Raw genomic sequence first — 17610 nt, forward strand, 5'->3', positions numbered from 1 at the left:
AGCATCGATGAACATTTCCATGGCAAGCCTCCTGCGAGGCACGGCGCTCGGCATGCTCCTGGGCATGCTGGGCCTGGCGATTCCCCCCGCGCGCGCGGCGGACGGCAGCGGACCGCTTCCGCAGATGGGATTCAACAACTGGAATTCCACGCACTGCCGCGATGAGTTCAACGAGGCGATGATCCGCGGCATCGCGGACAAGTTCGTGAGCCTCGGCCTGAAGGACGCCGGCTACCAGTACGTCAACATCGACGACTGCTGGGCGAACTGGCAGCGCGACAAGGACGGGCACCTGCAACCCAACCCCAAGCGCTTTCCCAGCGGCATCAAGGCGCTCGCGGCCTACATCCATTCGAAAGGCCTCAAGTTCGGCCTGTATTCGAGCGCAGGCACGTCCACGTGCGAGCCGTTGCAGGAAAACCGTGGGTTCCCGGGGGGGCTGGGACACGAGAAGGACGATGCCGCCTCGTTCGCCGCGTGGGACGTCGACTACCTCAAGTACGACAACTGCAACAACCAGAAAATCGAGGCCACCCAGCGCTATGCGGCGATGGCCGAGGCCCTGCGTGGCAGTGGCCGAACGATCTTCTTCAGCGTGTGCGAGTGGGGCGAGAACAAGCCGTGGCTGTGGGCGGGCAAGCCGCCCATCGACGCCGGTTCGTGGCGCACCACCGGGGACATCAGCGACAACTACGCCTCGATGCTGAAGATCTTCAAACAGAACGTCGTGCTCGATGGCTACGCCAGCATGGGGCACTGGAACGACCCGGACATGCTCGAGGTAGGCAACGGCGGCATGACCGACGTGGAATACCGCAGCCACTTCAGCCTGTGGTCGATCATGAACGCGCCGCTCCTGATCGGCACCGACCTGCGCAAGATCAAACCCGACGCGCTAAAGATCCTGCTCAATAAGGACGTGATCGCGGTCAACCAGGATCCGCTCGGCGTGCAGGGCAAGCAGGTGAGCGATGCCGGCGGCGTGCACGTCATCGTCAAGCCGCTGCAGGGCGGGTCGCACGCGGTGGTCGTGTTCAACGAGACGGACGCGGCGAAAGACATCGACGTGAGCCCCGCGCAGCTGGGCCTCAGCCCGGGCCGCTACACGCTGCGCGACCTGTGGGCGCACACCGATCGCCAGGGCGACGGCACCATCAAGGGCTCGCTCGCACCGCACGCCACGATGATGTATCGCGTCAGCCCGTAAGGGGAACCGCCCGTTGGGGCGATGGCCTCAACGGGTGCGTTGGCGGCGCAGGTTGCTGCGCGAATCGGCCACCATCTTCATCATGCCCTGCCGGGCGACTTCCGGCTGACGACGGCGGATCGCCTCGTAGACCTTGTGGTGCTGGGGCAGGGCGTTCTTGAAGTTCGCCGAATTGCGCGCCGACAGCACGAAGTAGGTGCCCAGCGCGCTTTCGATCACCGAGAACAGCGACGACATCAGCTCGTTGTTGGTCGCGCGCAGCACCGCTTCATGGAAGGCGAGGTCGGCGATGGCCCAGGCGTCGAGATCTTCGGCCGCTTCCATCGCGAGGTACGCGGCCTCGATCTGCGCCAGTTGGTCGGGCGTCCGGCGTTTCGCCGCGGCGGCCGCGGCGGCCGGCTCGATGAGCTCGCGCATCTCGACCAGTTTCTCGACGAACGCATCGGTCGGCATCGACTCGCAGCGCCAGGCGAGCACGTCGGCGTCGAGCTGGTTCCAGTACATCTCTTCGCGGACGCGGGTGCCGGTCTTTTGCCGGGATTCGATCAGCCCCTTGGCCGAGAGCACCTTCATCGCCTCGCGCAAGGCGGTGCGACTGACGTTCATGCGTTCGGCCAGCACTTCCTCGCGGGGCAGGTTTTGTCCGATCGCCAGTTCGCCGCTGACGATCAGTCGGCCCAGCTCTTGGATGACCTGATGGTGCAGGTTCCGCACGGTCGCCAGCTTCACCATTCGCTTTCCCTTCTTGGCTGTTGCGCCGGAATCCCGCATCGCATGGAATTTGTCATACAAATAGGAGGCGATGCGGGAATTTATAGCACACGCCGCCGCCGGCGGGCATGCGTGCCCGGCGTGTACCGCGGGAAGAGGCAAGACAGCCGTGAAACACGGGCAAGGCCGGGGGCACGAACGGATCGTCCCCCGGCCGACGGCCCGGCTTATCGCCGAAACCGCGCAGGCGTCCGCCGGCTCAGTGCGTGGCGTGCCGCATCAGGCCATGGGTGAACAGGTAGGCGGCCGTCTGGTAGTAGGTGATGGCGTCGTCCGCGTCTTCCTTGTCGGGACGGTTCATCGGCTCGGCGTCGCCCGTGGTCCGCTGCGGGATCATTTCCTTCACCGGCTGGCGGGGAATCAGCGAGGCGAGTACGTCGCCGTGCAGGTAGCCCAGTTCCTGGTAGGTGCTCACGAAGGCGCGCTCGCGGCCCGGCTCCAGCTTGAACAGGTCGTAGCCGTAGAAGCGCGACGGGTAGCTGAAGTTGAGCAGGCCCAGCAGGGTCGGCGGAATGTCGATCTGGCTCATGAGCCGGTCGACGTGGGCCGGGGCGATGTGCTTGGGCGAGTAGATGTAGAGGGGGATGTGGTAGCGGTCGAGCGGCAGGCTGGTCTTGCCCGCACTGGTGGCGCAGTGGTCGGCGGTGATGATGAACACCGTGTCGTCGAACCACGGCTTGGTCGAGGCGCGTTTGAGGAAGTCGCCGATCGCCCAGTCGGTGTACTGCACCGCGGCCGGGCGCCTGCCCTGGGGCAGCGACACGCGGCCTTCGGGGAAAGTGAACGGCCGATGGTTCGAGGTGGTCATCACGTGGCCGAAATACGGCTTGCCCTTGGCGTAGGCGTCGTCCATGCGCTTGATGACCAGCGTGTACAGGTCTTCGTCCGCCACGCCCCATACGTTCTCGGCATGGATGTCCTTCGCATCGATGGCGTTGCGGTCGACCGCGTCGTAGCCGTTGTTGGCAAAGAAGTGGTTCATGTTGTCGAAGTAGCCGTAGCCGCCGTAGACGAACTCGGAGGTGTAGCCCTTCGCGTTGAACACGTCGGCCAGCGACCAGAGGTGTTCGTTGTCGGGACGCTTGACGATCGACTCGCCCGGGGTGGGCGGCACGGACAGTGCCAGAGCCTCGAGGCCGCGCACGGTGCGTGTGCCGTTGGCGTAGAGCTGGGTGAAGAACAGGCTCTTGGAGGCCAGGGCGTCGAGGTTGGGCGTCAGGTGACGGTGTTTGGAGACGTCCAGGCCTTCGACGTAGTCGCCGGACAGGCTCTCGACGCTGATCAGCACCACGTTGAGCTTCTTCTCCGGCCCCATGTTGGCGATCTGCCGGGTGATGTCCATCGGATCGTTGCTGGTGAACGTGGCGTCCGGGGTCTTGAGCAGGGTGCGCAGGCGGCCGAAGGCCACGGCGTCCGGGAGGGTCGGGTAGTACTTGCCGTAATCGAGCTGGTTGTCGCGGAACGCGGCGAAGAACTGATAGATGCCGTCCCCTGCCAGCTCGTTGACGTAGTTGTTGCGCGACTGGTCCTTCATCGAGGCGTCGAAGGCGAAGCTCACCGCGACCGTGAGTGCGAGCCAGACGCCCACGACGGCGGTGCGGCCGAGGAAGCGCGAACCATCGTCACGCGGGCGGATGCGGCGCCGGCTGAACCAGACCACCGCCAGCGTGGCCAGCACCAGGAGGATCGTCCAGGTCACGATCGGATACGACTCACGGATGTTGCCGACCACCTCGTGGGTATAGACGAGGTAGTCCACCGCGATAAAGTTGAAACGAGCGCCGAACTCGCCCCAGAAGACCAGTTCCGCCGCGCCCACGTAGAGCACGCCGAACGCGAGCACGAAGGCGAAGCCGAAGAAGATGCGCCGTCCCCAGGTGGACAGATACGCGCGCGTCGGCAGCAGCCATAGCACCAGCAGCATCGGCCACCCCACGTAGAGCAGGGTGATGAGGTCGTAGCCCAGGCCGACGCCGAACAGATAGAGCCACTGCAGTGGATTGGGCGGGACGTCCTTGCCTGTCTTGACCAGCAGGATCAGGCGGACAAGGAACGCGACGGCGACGAACAGCACGCCGAACCAGGCAAGGGGCTTGAAGCGCTGGCGGAGCGCCCGGGATGTCTGGGATACCAAGGAATCAGGCCTCGTGTGGTAAGCAAGCCCTCAGGCTGGCACGAGCCAGCAGCGTAAGAGGGTACGCTTACGGCACGCTTTCCCGAACCTTATGCCAGGCTTAGTCACCCCCGTGCCGGCTGCCGCCGGATCGCGCCCCTTCACCGCATCGCGCGCCATCGCCCGATCGCCTCGGCCGCCCGCAACGCCGCCCCGGCCGCGTTGCCGTCCTCCGAGCGGATCGCCAGGTTCATCCCGCCGTAGGGCGCATAGCGGCGTGCGTCCGTCGTGCCGAATAGCCCAAGGGTCAGGGCCTGCGTTGCCCCTGCCAGGTGCATCACCCCGCAGTCGGCACTGATGTACATGCCTGCCGCCTCGATGAAGGCCGACAGCTTGCGCAGGTCGCTGGTGAAATAGGTGGGGTAACGGTCATTCACCCGCGAGCGGCCGTCGGCGGCCACCAGCTCGACGATCCGCAACGGTCCGGTATGCGAGGTCAGCTCGGCGAGGAACGTGGTCCACCAGGCCTCGTCGTAGCGCTTGGCCCCCGTCGCGTTGGGAAAGATCGCCAGCACCGGCGCGTCGCCGCCCGGCGCGGCCGCCAGCACGCGCTCAAGGGTGGCCCGGCCGGTGCACCGCTCGGTGTCCGACAGGCGCAGGTCCAGGCGGGGCATCGGCCGCGCCATGTCCCGGCCCGCGGCCCAGCGCAGCGCGTGGACGGGCCTGGCCGCCAGGTGCAAGGGCAGCGTATCGCCCGCCGTGTCGACGCCGAGACGAAAGCGCGCCGTGGCCAGCGAGGCGAGCAGCTTGCCGGAGGACGAACCGGCCGCCGCGTCGATCACCAGGTCGTAGCGCTTCCTGCGCAGGGCGCGGATCGTCGCCACCGTGGCGATCGGATGGCGAACCGCCTTCGGCGCCAGGAGGAAGAGATCGCCCAGCGCGGCGTAGCCGCCATAGACGCCGCGAGGCGCGGCGCCGGCGCCGAGCACGTCGACCTCCGCGCCCGGGTAGAGACGCTCCAGCTCCGCCATCAGCGGGGTCATCAGCACGGTGTTGCCCAGGCGATGGTTGGGCCGGCAGACCAGCACGCGCTGGATGCCGGAAGGTGGCAGGGAGCCGGCTGTCACCTCGTTACCCGTCGGCGGCAGCAGCCGTCCCATCAACCAGCGTACCGTGCGGCGCCGCCACGCCTGGAGGCGTCCGTGCTGCGGCGCGCGCGAGGGAGCCGCGGTGGATGTCCGGGTAAGGGGTAGGGCCCTCGTCATAACGCACCTCTGGCGCCTGGACCGACCAGGTCGTGCGCCTACGATGCCAGCGCAACCTTAGAACTTGCTGTGCAACGAGGTTTCAATCTCGTGAATGCCGAGGGGGTGCGCGGAACCCCCATGGTCGGTCAGCCGCGCGCAGGGTCGAGCAGGCCGTCACGCATCGCGATGTCGACATCACCGGGTGTGTCGATGTCGCGTTCCAGCGCGTCCGCGCGCACAGCCAGCGGCGACTCGCCGGCCCACAGCGCGCGCAGGCCCTGGTCGCCCTGGAGCGATGGCGCGCGTCGCAGGGTCGAGGCGCGCACGACGGCGGGAACGCCACGTGCGTCGCCGTACGCCGTGACCACGTCGCGTCGCCCGTCGTAGGCGGCGAGCAGGTGGGCGAGGTGCATCGCATCGAGCGCGGGCTGGTCGACCACCGCGACCAGCACCGGGCGCTCGCGATCGTCCAGCGCGCGGGCCGCCACCTGCAACGACGAGGCCATGCCGTCACGCCAGTCGGGATTCACCCGAACGATGCCTTCGTCGAGCCAGGACGCCAGTGCGTCGGCGTGCGCACCGAGCACCACCACAAGCCGGCCGGGTCCGGTAGCGGCGAGCAGGCGCGCGGCGCGCACCAGCAGGGTTTCGCCCCCGACGGTGAGCATCTGCTTGGGGTGGCCCAGGCGCCGGCTGCCGCCGGCCGCCAGGAGCACGGCGTCGTGTCGTGCCGTCATCGTCGTTTCCGTGTGCCGCGCGTGCGCGGCGGCTTCATCAAAGCTACACCATGACGGCGGGGGTTTCTGGTTACTCTCCCAAGGCGCCTACCCGACCACCCAACGGCATCGAGGTCACGCCATGGACACCAATGATCTGCGGGTTTCCCGCCGAGGCTTTCTCAAACTCAGCGCAGCCTCGGCGACGCTGGCCGCCGCACCGCCTTTCATCGCGCGCGCCGCCACGACCGACGACGAACGCGCGCCGGTGACCGCGAAGGTGTCGCTTGAGGTCAACGGCGCGCCGCAGGCCCTGGTGCTGGACACGCGCACCACGCTGCTCGACGCGCTTCGCGAGCACATGCACCTTACCGGCACGAAAAAGGGCTGCGACCATGGCCAGTGCGGCGCGTGCACGGTGCTTGTCGATGGCCGGCGCATCAACAGCTGCCTTACCCTTGCGGTGATGCACGAGGGCGCGAAGATCACCACGATCGAAGGCCTCGGCACGCCCGAGCGGATGCATCCGATGCAGGCGGCGTTCGTCAAGCACGACGGATACCAGTGCGGATACTGCACGCCGGGACAGATCTGCAGCGCCGTCGGCACCCTCGACGAGATCCGCCGCGACGTGCCCAGCCACGTCACCGCGGATATCCAGGCTCGCGCGTCGCTCACCCGCGACGAGCTGCGCGAACGCATGAGCGGCAACCTCTGCCGTTGCGGCGCGTATTCCAACATCGTCGAAGCAATCACCGAGGTCGCGGGAGCCGGCGCATGAAACCCTTCACCTATGAGCGCGCCACGTCGCCCGCGCAGGCGGCCGCCGCGGCCGCGCGCACGCGCAACGCGAAATTCATCGCCGGCGGCACCAATCTGCTCGATCTCATGAAGATCGGCGTGGAAGAGCCCGACCACCTGATCGACGTCAACGGGCTCGACCTGGATACGGTCTCGCCGACCGACGACGGCGGCCTGCGCATCGGTGCGTTGGTGCGCAACACGGATCTGGCCGCGGACCGGCGGGTGCGCAAGGATTACGCGCTGCTCTCGCGTGCGCTGCTGGCCGGGGCCTCCGGCCAGTTGCGCAACAAGGCCACGACGGCGGGCAACCTGCTCCAGCGCACGCGGTGTCCGTATTTTTACGACACGCATCAGGCCTGCAACAAGCGGCTGCCTGGCAGCGGTTGTGCCGCGTTGGGCGGGTTCAGCCGGTCGTTGGGCATCGTCGGCGTCAGCAAAGCCTGCATCGCGACCCACCCAAGCGACATGGCGGTGGCGATGCGCGCGCTGGATGCCACCGTGGAAACGGTCAAACCCGATGGCGCCACGCGCCGGATACCCCTCGCCGATTTCTATACGCTGCCGGGCAACACCCCCCACATCGAGAACACGTTGACGCCCGGTGAGCTGATAACGGCCGTCACGTTGCCGCGTCCCCTGGGCGGCACGCACCTGTACCACAAGGTGCGCGACCGGGCGTCTTACGCCTTCGCGCTCGTCTCGGTGGCGGCCGTGGTGCAGAAAGACGGCACCGGGCGCCTGGCCGTCGGCGGCGTCGCCCACGTGCCGTGGCGGGTGGAGGCGGCGGAGGCCGCGCTGCCCCAGGGTGCCAGGGCCGTCAGCGCGCGACTGCTCGCCGATGCCCAGCCGACCGCACAGAACGCGATGAAGGTCCCGCTGGTCGAGCGCACGCTGGCCGCGGTGCTGGCCCAGGCGAAGGAGGGCTGACGCCATGAAATTCGACACGCCCGCCACCACCAACCCCATCGACCGCCTCAAGGTGGTCGGCCAGCCGCACCCGCGCATCGACGGCCCACTGAAGACCACCGGGACGGCCCGTTACGCGTACGAACGCCATGACGCCGTGCCCGACCATGCCTACGGCTACATCGTGCCTGCGACGATCGCCAAGGGCCGGGTCACGGCGATCGATACCCGCGCGGCGCGGCGCGCGCCGGGCGTGCTCGCGATCGTGACCGCCCGCGACGCCGGCAAGCTCGGCAAGGGCAAGTACAACACCGCCGCGCTGCTTGGCGGTCCGCAGGTGCAGCACTATCACCAGGCGCTGGCCGTGGTGGTGGCGGAGACCTTCGAACAGGCTCGCCGGGCCGCCGCCCTCGTCAAGGTGGATTACGCAAGGGAAAAAGGCGCCTTCGACCTCGCGACCGCCCGTGCGGGTGCCACCAAACCCGGTGACGACGCCGACAGCGGCGCCGGCGACTTCGCCGGTGCCTACGCCGCCGCGCCGATCACCCTCGACGCGACGTACACCACGCCCGACCAGTCGCACGCCATGATGGAGCCGCACGCGTCCATCGCCGCGTGGGACGGCGACAGGCTCACCCTATGGACGTCCAACCAGATGATCCACTGGAGCCAGGGCGACGTCGCGACCACGCTCGGCCTGCCGAAGGACAGCGTACGGCTTATTTCCCCTTACATTGGCGGCGGATTCGGCGGCAAGTTGTTCGTGCGCGCCGACGCCGTGCTGGCCGCCCTCGGTGCCCGCGCTGCGAAGCGTCCCGTGGCGCTTACGCTGCCGCGTCCGCTGATCTTCAACAACACCACGCATCGTCCGGCCACGATCCAGCGCATCCGCATCGGCGCCGACCGGGACGGCCGGATCACGGCCATCGGCCACGAGAGCTGGTCGGGCGACCTGCCCGGTGGCGGGCCGGAAACGGCCGTCAATCAGACGCGGCTGCTCTACGCGGGCGCCAACCGCATGACCGCGATGCGCCTGGCCGTGCTCGACCTGCCCGAGGGCAACGCCATGCGCGCGCCGGGCGAGGCGCCGGGATTGATGGCGCTGGAAATCGCCATGGACGAAATGGCCGAGAAGCTGAAGATGGATCCGGTGCAGTTCCGCATCCTCAACGACACGCAAGTAGACCCGGAAAAACCAGATCGGCCGTTCTCACAACGGCATTTCGTCGAGTGCATGCGCGAAGGCGCCGAACGGTTCGGCTGGAAGGATCGCCCGACGGCGCCGGGCGCGCGACGCGACGGCCCGTGGTGGCTTGGCATGGGGGTGGCCTCGGCGTTTCGCGACAACCTGGTGATGACGTCCGCCGCGCGCGTGCGATTGGCGCCGGACGGCAGCGCGACCGTGGAAACCGACATGACCGATATCGGCACCGGCAGCTATACGATCATCGCGCAGACGGCGGCGGAAATGCTCGGCCTGCCGATCGGGAAGATCACGGTCCGGTTGGGCGATTCGACGTTTCCGGTTTCCGCCGGCTCCGGTGGGCAATGGGGTGGCAACAGCGCCACGGCGGGCGTCTACGCGGCCTGCGTGAAGCTGCGCGAGGCCGTGGCGCGCAAACTCGGCCTGGACCCGGCGACCGCCGAGTTCGACAACGGCAGGGTCTCGGCGGGCGGTCGTAGCCTGCCACTCGCCCAGGCCGCGTCGGGCGGCGAACTCGTGGCCGAGGACACCATCGAATACGGCGACCTGGCCAAGCGTTTCCAGCAGTCCACCTTCGGCGCGCACTTTGTCGAGGTGGGGGTGCATTCGGCGACGGGCGAGATTCGTGTACGCCGCATGCTCGCCGTCTGCGCGGCCGGTCGCATCCTCAACCCGATCTCCGCACGCAGCCAGGTGATCGGCGCGATGACGATGGGTGTCGGCGCGGCGCTGATGGAAGACCTGGTGGTCGACAAACGCCTCGGCTTTTTCGTGAACCATGACCTTGCCGGCTATGAAGTGCCCGTACACGCGGACATCCCACACCAGGAGGTGGTGTTCCTCGACGAGACCGACCCCGTGTCGTCGCCGATGAAGGCCAAGGGCGTGGGCGAGCTCGGCATCTGCGGCGTGGCCGCGGCGGTCGCCAACGCGGTGTATAACGCCACGGGCGTGCGCGTGCGGGACTACCCGGTCACCCTGGACAAGTTGCTGCCGGGTCTGCCGGCGGTGTGAGCGACGGGGACGGCGTCAGTGGATGGCGCCGTCCCCGTCGCGCAGCGAGCCACCGGCGTGGCCACGTCGCGTCGCCACGATTTCGGCGGTAATCGCCAGCGCGATTTCGGCCGGGGATTCCGACCCGATGTCGAGGCCGGCGGGGGCGTGCACCGTGCGTGCGAATCGCCCGTCTTCGAACACGCGTCGCGCCCTCTCGCGCGACCCGAGCGTGCCCAGGTACGCCAATGGCGCCTCCTGCAGGACGCGTAGGTAGGCCATGTCCTGCTCGAAATTGTGCGTCATGACGACGACCGAGGTCTGCGCGTCGGGCAGGATCGTCGCCATGACGGTGCCGGGTCCGGCGCATAGCCGGGTCACGCCGTCGACGGCGCGAACGTCGCGAAGGCGATCGGGGTTCGCCTCGACCAGCGTGACCGCCCAGCCGAGCGCGGCGGCGAGCGGCAGCATGGCGCGCGCCGTGGCGCCGCTGCCGACAAGCACGAGACGGTGCGGGGGACGGAGCGGTTCCACCAGGACGTCGGCGCGCCCCCGGGGCGACAGCAAGGCGAGGGTCGCCGCCCGGTGGCCGTCGTCAGGCGGTAGCCCGGCCACGATATCGCCCAGGGCGTCGTCGTCGAACTCGTCGTGGCGGAGCGCGCCGTCGAGCCACACCTGGCGGCGCGGCATCACCGGCAGGCCGTCGAGCGCGAACAGCGTCACGAGGCGGCCGCTCCGGCGGCGGGCGATGCCATCGGCCAGTACATCGAGCACCGCGAGGGGCCTTGGTGGCGCCAACGGCTCCACCATCACCTCGAGCTCGCCGCCGCAGCCCATGTCCATCATCAGGTCGAGCCCGTTCTGCGCGTTGTAGTGGAGCAGTCGCGGTGCCTCCTCGCGCATTGCTTCCAGCGCCCGCTCGACGATGTCCCGCTGTGGGCAGCCGCCGGACAACTCGCAGACGACGTCGCCGTCCTCGTGCACGAGCATGCGTGCACCGACCCGCCGGAACGTCGACCCGCGCGTGCGGGTGAGCGTGGCGAGCGCACCGCGCCCGCCACGCTCGCGCAGGGCCAGCAGCGCGTCGACCAGGGTGCGGAATTCATCGGCCGAGTTCATCGGATAACGCCTTTCGTCGTCGCGCCAGGAAGCTGGCGACGCTAACCGAATCCACGTCGGGCCGGGGTCAAGGCGGCGGGCGGCTCCGCAAAAGATTGCGTCACGAGCCACTTTCCGACATCATGAATGAGATCGATTCTCATTCATGATGTCGTCCACACGACGCAAGCGTGCGCTCGCCCAGGGAACTACCATGCGCCTGTCCAAGAACCCTCTCGCCCTTCTTATCGCCGGGGCCCTGCTTCCCGCGGTCGTTCATGCTCAGGACGCCACGGGGGGCGGAACCGACGACCACGCGGTGCAACTCGCGCCCGTCGCGGTGACGGGTACCCGTGCGAACGTGGGATACACCCGCCAGGACGCCACCAGCGCCACGAAGACCGACACGCCCGTTATCGAAACGGCGCAGGCCATTTCCGTGGTGTCGTCCACGCAGATGCTCGACCAGGGCGCGTTGACGGTGCAGGACGCCCTGCGTTACTCGGCCGGCGTGCGTGCCGACGCCTACGGCGTGGACAGCCGCGGCGACGACGCCTTTCTGCGCGGGACCTCGTTCGTGCAATATCTCGATGGCCTGCGCCAGTCGTTCGGCGGCGCCTACGCGCGTACGGAGCCTTATTTCCTCGACCGCCTGGAGATCGTGCGCGGGCCGTCGTCGGTGCTGTACGGGCAGGGCACCACGGGTGGCCTGATCGCGCTGGTGTCGAAGCGTCCGCAGTTCATCGCCTCGCACGAGGTGGAAGCCCAATGGGGCAACAACGCACGCAAGCAGATGGCGTTCGATTTTACCGGTCCGCTCGATACGGCGGGGCATTGGGCCTATCGCCTAATCGGCGTCTACCGCGATGCCGACGCGCAGATCGACCACGTGCCGGACGACCGCAAGGCGATCGCCCCCGCGATCACCTGGATGCCCGATGCCGATACGCAATGGACCCTGCTGGCGAACCTTCAGTTCGACCATAACGGCACGACGCTTAATTTCCTTCCGCATGCCGGCACGCTGCTGCCCAACCCGAACGGCCGCATCCCCACGAACCGCTTCACGAGCGAGCCCGGCTTCGATGCGTACGACACCAGCCAGCGTTCGGTCTCGTCGTTCTTCGAACACCGCTTCGACGATACCTGGAAGTTCGTGCAGAACGCGCGCTACTCGCACGATAACGTCGACTACCGCACGCTTTATCCGAACGTCTATTCCGATCCGGCGGATCCCTTCCTCGACGATGCCCAGCGAACGGTCGCGCGTTACAGCTACGTCTCGCTCAAGCGTTACAAGCGCCTGGTGACCGATACGCACCTGCAGGCCGACGCCGATGCCGGTGGCGTGCACCATCGCGTCCTGTTCGGCCTGGACGTGGCCTATTCGCATACCGATGCGAAGCAGGGCAACGGCTATGACGCCGTGCCCTTCGATCTGTACGCGCCGGTGTATGGCAACGGCTTCGTACCGCCGGATGTCTTCCCCTCGCCGTCGTCGCACACGCGGCAGACGGGGCTGTACGTGCAGGATCAGATCAACTGGGGCGAGCACTGGATCGGTACGGTGGGTTTCCGCCACGACCGCGCCACCCAGGTCACGGGCGGCCAGCGTTCCGTGGACAACGCCACCACCGCGCGTTACGGCCTGATGTACCGCTTCGACAGTGGACTGGTGCCCTACGTGAGCTACACCGAATCGTTCCAGCCGCTGGATTCCCTCGACGCCTACAACCGCCCTTACGAGCCGCTGCGCGGCAAGCAATACGAGGCCGGCCTGAAGTACCAGCCGGTCGGCAGCGCCACCCTGCTCACCGCCACCTACTTCGACCTGCATGAAGACAACCGCCTGGCGCCGGACCCGCAGAATCCGTTGAACCAGATCCAGGCGGGCCGAGCCCGAACGCGGGGCGTGGAACTGGAAGCCTCGACGCGACTGGGCCACCACCTCGACCTGATCGGCAGCTATACCTGGACGCACGCGCGACCCGGCGACGGCACGATCGTGGCCGGCCTGCCGAAGAACCAGGGTTCGGTATGGGGCGTGTACCACGTGAACGACGTCGACGACGACGGCCTGAGCCTGGGCCTCGGCGCGCGCTACATCGGCGTGAACGACGACGAGACCGGCACGTTGCACGTCCCGAAGAAGACGCTGCTCGACGCGATGGTCGCGTACACCCAGGGGCCGTGGCGTTTCTCGGTCAACGCGGCGAACCTCACCGACCAGGTCTACAACGCATCGTGCCTGGCCCGTGGCGATTGCTTCTACGGACCGCGCCGCAGCCTCATGGGCATGGCCCGCTATCGGTTCTGATCCAGGACGCGAAAGCGGTTAGGATGATCGCCTGGTTGGGGTTGGGGAGAACACGATGCGCCTTCGTACGTTGATCGGCCTGGCGATGCTGGCATGGGTCGCTGGCGCGCAAGCGGGCAACCCTGTTTTCCCCGGGTGGTACGCCGATCCCGAAGCCGCCATCTTCGACCAGCAGTACTGGATCTACCCCACCACATCCGTGCGGTATGGCGAGCAGACGCATTTCGACGCCTTTTCGTCGCCGGATCTCGTGCACTGGACGAAGCACGCCGACGTGCTCGACATCAAGGCCATCGGCTGGGCGAAGAAAGCGCTGTGGGCCCCCGCGCTCGTGCATAACGCCGGCAAGTATTATTTCTTCTTCGCCGCGAACGACATCCAGAGCGACAACGAGCCCGGTGGCATCGGCGTGGCGGTGGCGGACGCGCCCGGAGGCCCTTTCAGGGACCTGCTCGGCAAACCGCTGATCGGCGCGTTCCACAACGGTGCCCAGCCGATCGACCAGTTCGTGTTCCACGACGACGACGGCACGTGGTACATGATCTACGGTGGCTGGAAGCACGCGAACATCGTGCGTCTGAAACCGGATTTCACCGGGGTGGAGCCGATGGCCGATGGCACGGTCTACAAGGAAATCACGCCGGAGCGGTATGTCGAAGGCCCGCTGATGTTCAAGCGCGACGGCCGTTATTACCTGATGTGGTCCGAAGGTGGCTGGACCGGGCCGGACTACTCCGTGGCCTACGCCATCGCCGACAAGCCGACCGGGCCGTTCAAGCGCATCGGCAAGATCCTCCAGCAGGACCCGGCGATCGGCACCGGCGCCGGCCACCACTCGTTGTTTCACGTGGCGGCCGACGACAGCTGGTACATCGTCTACCACCGCCACCCGCTGGGCGACACCGACGGCAACCACCGCCAGGTCGCGATCGACCGCATGTACTTCGACGCGAAAGGGAACATCCTGCCGGTGAAGATGACCAACGAAGGCGTGCCCGCTCATCCCTTGCGCTGATGCGCGGGCACGCCGCGCGGATTACGAACGGGTGTCGTCGATGATCTCCACGTGCGGGAACGCCCGCCGCACGCAGCGCACGTAATCGCCGTCTTTCAATGCCGAGAACGCCGTCTGGTAGGAGACCAGCTGGCACCCCGGCTCGGTGCGCCAGTTGTTTTCCCAGTACAGCGGCAACGCGCCGGCACCGTTCTCGGCGAAGGCCTTCATGCCTCGGCAGCCAAGGGTTTCATCCGGTGGCACGGGCACCCCGAGCTTCGCGGCGAACGCGCGATAGTAGGTGATGCGGTTGGCCGAGGCGGCATGTTCGGCGCCCGAGCCCCCACACTCGACGCCGCCGTTCATGATCAGCGTGGTCACGCCGAAGCCCGGTGCGCGGCCATCGGCGAGATCGGCCGCGTTCGGCTGCCAGGTGCCGTCGATCACGTGCAGCATCGACGGCTTGGGCGGCTGCGGGTAGGTGTAGAAGAAGCTGGCGCTCGCGAGATTGAGCCAGGTGTCGGCCACGCGTTCGGGCGCGTCGAGCAACACGTGCACGTCACCGTACATCGCCTCCGAGAACGGCCCGTAGTTGAAGTGATACGACAGCTGCTTGGCGCCACGGCCAAAGTAGCTCTTGAAGCGCCCATCGGGCCAGGTGCCGCACGGCCACGCCTCGGTGCTCCAGCCCGTGGCGGCGCACTCGCCGTTGTAGCCGCTCTTGCCCTCGTCGAAACCCATCTCGCGCACGTGCATCAGGCCCTGCCGGTAGGCCTCCTGCTCGCGCCACGCATCGTGCCCGCCGGTTTCCTGGGCGAAGTGGGCGAACATCGTGGCGAGCGTGCGGCGGCAGATGGCGTCGGCATCGCGGCCGTCGTCGTAGTCGGCGCACATCGCCGGGAACTTCGCCGTGGCCTGAAGGAAACCGCGGTAGCTGTATTCGGGCTGCCGCAGCGGAAACAGATAGTCGAACGTCGCCTCGTCGACGATCGACTCCACGCGCCGGACGTTGACCGGGTTCTGCGCGCGGCGTGGTGCCACGGCCTCGACATGGGCATTGTCGAGCGTACGCACCGAGTGGCGCACCGACTGCATCAGGGGCGACGCGGTCAGGTCGGCTTCGTCGGCGAGCAAGCGGCTCAACGGCACGGTGACCACCTCCGGCGGCGTCCCTGGGTCCGGGCCGGGACCGGGACCGGCCGGCGGCGCGACCGGCTCGCCGGGACAGCCGGTCGGCGTGCCGGTGGCGACGCGTTCCCAGGAGGTGTCCCAGGGATGTGGCGCGGTGTCGACATGGGCAGGCGTGTGGCCGGGTGGGGTCCACCATTTGGCGCGGTAGGTCTGCGCCTGCCAGTTCACCACGCAGTCGGCGACGTAGACCTGCGATGCGTCGTAGTCGAGCGCGGCGGCCAGGGGGGAGAGGGACAGCGACGCGACGGCAAACGCCGCGCGAAGGGCGCGGCGAGGGAGGGGAAGGATCATGGGACGTCGTCCTTGGCTCAAAGGGATGCGAACGGTGCTTGCCACAAGGGGCAAACGTCACGCTATCAGCGACGACCTACGCGGGAATATGGAACTTTTCTGAAAATTGGCTGCGAATATCCGCAACCGGCGCGTCGACATTTGCCGTTGCAAGGCCACGTAGAATCCGCTTTGGGTGGAGCGTCACCGGGAGTTGGAGCATGCGTTACGAGAAAGGCCACAAGGAACAGACCCGCCAGCGCATCGTCGAGGCGGCGTCCGAGCGGTTTCGTGCCGACGGCATCGATGCCGTCGGCGTGGTCAGCCTGATGAACGACGTCGGCCTGACCCAGGGTGGCTTCTACAATCATTTCGGGTCGAAGGAAGACCTGGTGCGCGAGTGCATCGCCGTCGGTTCGAACGCGGCGATGGAGCGTTTCGCGATCCGGGTGGCGGCGTCGGCGGATGAGCCGTGGCGCGCGCTGATCGACCTTTACCTTTCCACGATGCATCGCGACCACCCGGAGCACGGCTGCATGGCTGCCGCGCTGTCGGGAGAGATGGGCCGGCGCCCCGCGTCCACGCGCGAGGTGTTCACCGAAGGCTACGAGGAGATGCTCGACCTGATCGGCTCCACGTTGCCGCAGGACATCGCGGCCGCCCGCCGCCGCACGCTGGCGATCGCGGTGATGTCGTCGATGGTCGGCAGCATGTCGCTGGCGCGCGCCGTGGCCGATCCGGCGTTGTCGGAGGACATCCTCGCGCTGGGCCGTCGTTCGTCGGTGGAACTGGTCGAGGCGGAACGCGCGGCGGCCTGAGTCGCCGCGCTGGCGGCTCAGTGCGTGGCGGGCACCGGGGGCTTGCCCATGGCGGCGGCCTTCTCGGCGATCTTCGCCCGGATCGCGGGCAACGCGGCGAGCGCCGCCCGCTCGCCTTCGAGGATGGCGACGTTCTTCTGGTCGAAGTCGGTCGGGCCGATCTGGCCCACCTTCGGCCGGATGACGACATCGGCGCGGCCCAGCTCCTGCTCGGCGAGCCGGCGCCCCATGATGGTGATCGACTGGCCCACGATGCCGACCATGTTGGCGGGGTTGCTGCCGTCGGGCCGTGCCGAGATATCCACCGCGATGACCACGTCGGCGCCAAGCTGGCGCGCCGCGTCCACCGGCACCGGGCTCACCACGCCGCCATCGACGAAGTGCCGTCCGTTGATCTCCACCGGCTCGAACACGCCGGGGATGCTGCTGGAGGCGCGCACCGCCTGGCCCGCGTTGCCGCGAATGAAGACGGCGCGCTCGCCGTTCTCCAGTTCGGTGGCGACCGCGGCAAAGGGTTTGGACAGCTTCTCGATCGGCCGCTGGCCGATCAGCTGGTTGACGTAGTCCTGCAGTTTCTGGCCCTGCACGAGGCCGCCGGAGAAGAAGCGCACGTCGCGGATGCTGCCTTCGTCGAGCGCGAAGGCCTGCTCCTGCAGGCGGAAGGCATCCATGCCGCTGGCGTAGAGCACGCCCACGACGCTGCCCGCGCTGGTGCCTGAGACCACATCGGGATGGATGCCGCTGGCCTCCAGCATCTTGATGACGCCGATGTGCGCGAAGCCCTTGGCCGCACCGCCACCGAGCGCCAGGCCGATGCGCGGCTTGGGTGCGAGCACGGGCAGGGCGGCTTGCGGGTGCGTGTCGGCGGCGTGTCCGCCGCAACCGGCGACCAGGAGGGTGAAAAACGGGACGAGCCAGGAGCGGACGCGGCGCGGGGTCATGTCAGGGCGGGGGGCAGGGA

General features: G+C 67.8%; 14 protein-coding genes. 7 read left to right on the forward strand and 7 right to left on the reverse strand.

Going from position 1 to position 17610, the window contains the following annotated elements:
- Positions 1-19: 19 nt before the first annotated feature.
- Complete coding sequence (locus PI246_RS10530) at positions 20-1207, forward strand: glycoside hydrolase family 27 protein (protein WP_320551250.1); 1188 nt, start codon at positions 20-22, stop codon at positions 1205-1207.
- Positions 1208-1234: 27 nt separating this feature from the next.
- Here PI246_RS10530 and PI246_RS10535 read toward each other — a convergent pair whose 3' ends face one another.
- From PI246_RS10535 to PI246_RS10550, 4 genes are all read right to left on the reverse strand, one after another.
- On the reverse strand, positions 1235-1939 hold the full coding sequence (locus tag PI246_RS10535) for a FadR/GntR family transcriptional regulator (protein ID WP_320551251.1): 705 nt from the start codon (positions 1937-1939) through the stop codon (positions 1235-1237).
- 238 nt (positions 1940-2177) lie between these two features.
- Positions 2178-4112, reverse strand: coding sequence for an LTA synthase family protein (locus PI246_RS10540; protein ID WP_320551252.1), 1935 nt, complete (start codon positions 4110-4112; stop codon positions 2178-2180).
- A gap of 140 nt (positions 4113-4252) precedes the next feature.
- Positions 4253-5251, reverse strand: coding sequence for a glycosyltransferase family 9 protein (locus tag PI246_RS10545; protein ID WP_320551253.1), 999 nt, complete (start codon positions 5249-5251; stop codon positions 4253-4255).
- 233 nt (positions 5252-5484) lie between these two features.
- On the reverse strand, positions 5485-6075 hold the full coding sequence (locus PI246_RS10550) for a nucleotidyltransferase family protein (RefSeq protein ID WP_320551254.1): 591 nt from the start codon (positions 6073-6075) through the stop codon (positions 5485-5487).
- A 121-nt stretch (positions 6076-6196) separates the two neighbouring features.
- Here PI246_RS10550 and paoA point away from each other — a divergent pair, with 121 nt between their 5' ends.
- Genes paoA through paoC form a run of 3 tightly spaced genes read left to right on the forward strand, consistent with a single transcriptional unit; the run spans position 6197 to position 9982 of the window.
- Complete coding sequence (gene paoA / locus PI246_RS10555; RefSeq protein ID WP_320551255.1) at positions 6197-6835, forward strand: aldehyde dehydrogenase iron-sulfur subunit PaoA; 639 nt, start codon at positions 6197-6199, stop codon at positions 6833-6835.
- A complete protein-coding gene (locus tag PI246_RS10560; protein ID WP_320551256.1) occupies positions 6832-7785 on the forward strand; it encodes an FAD binding domain-containing protein in 954 nt (317 codons plus the stop codon). Before paoA ends, PI246_RS10560 begins: the two co-directional genes overlap by 4 nt.
- A gap of 4 nt (positions 7786-7789) precedes the next feature.
- A complete protein-coding gene (gene paoC, locus PI246_RS10565; RefSeq protein ID WP_320551257.1) occupies positions 7790-9982 on the forward strand; it encodes an aldehyde oxidoreductase molybdenum-binding subunit PaoC in 2193 nt (730 codons plus the stop codon).
- Positions 9983-9997: 15 nt separating this feature from the next.
- Here paoC and PI246_RS10570 read toward each other — a convergent pair whose 3' ends face one another.
- Positions 9998-11080: an XdhC family protein gene (locus tag PI246_RS10570; RefSeq protein ID WP_320551258.1), complete on the reverse strand. Its 1083-nt coding sequence runs from the start codon at positions 11078-11080 to the stop codon at positions 9998-10000.
- Positions 11081-11273: 193 nt separating this feature from the next.
- Between PI246_RS10570 and PI246_RS10575 the strand changes: the two genes are divergently transcribed.
- Positions 11274-13376, forward strand: a complete 2103-nt coding sequence (locus PI246_RS10575; protein WP_320551259.1) for a TonB-dependent siderophore receptor — start codon at positions 11274-11276, stop codon at positions 13374-13376.
- Between the two features lie 55 nt (positions 13377-13431).
- Positions 13432-14391, forward strand: coding sequence for a glycoside hydrolase family 43 protein (locus PI246_RS10580; protein ID WP_320551260.1), 960 nt, complete (start codon positions 13432-13434; stop codon positions 14389-14391).
- Between the two features lie 21 nt (positions 14392-14412).
- On the opposite strand, the gene PI246_RS10585 is transcribed toward PI246_RS10580, so the two are convergent.
- A complete protein-coding gene (locus PI246_RS10585) occupies positions 14413-15852 on the reverse strand; it encodes a glycoside hydrolase family 19 protein (RefSeq protein ID WP_320551261.1) in 1440 nt (479 codons plus the stop codon).
- A 200-nt stretch (positions 15853-16052) separates the two neighbouring features.
- On the opposite strand from PI246_RS10585, the gene PI246_RS10590 reads away from it, so the two are divergent.
- Positions 16053-16649 (forward strand): TetR/AcrR family transcriptional regulator, encoded by a 597-nt coding sequence (locus PI246_RS10590; protein ID WP_320551262.1) that lies wholly within the window; start codon positions 16053-16055, stop codon positions 16647-16649.
- A gap of 17 nt (positions 16650-16666) precedes the next feature.
- Here PI246_RS10590 and PI246_RS10595 read toward each other — a convergent pair whose 3' ends face one another.
- Positions 16667-17590: a patatin-like phospholipase family protein gene (locus PI246_RS10595; protein ID WP_320551263.1), complete on the reverse strand. Its 924-nt coding sequence runs from the start codon at positions 17588-17590 to the stop codon at positions 16667-16669.
- Positions 17591-17610: the final 20 nt, after the last annotated feature.

It is taken from the genome of Luteibacter sahnii, assembly GCF_034063545.1.
Classification (GTDB): domain Bacteria; phylum Pseudomonadota; class Gammaproteobacteria; order Xanthomonadales; family Rhodanobacteraceae; genus Luteibacter; species Luteibacter sahnii.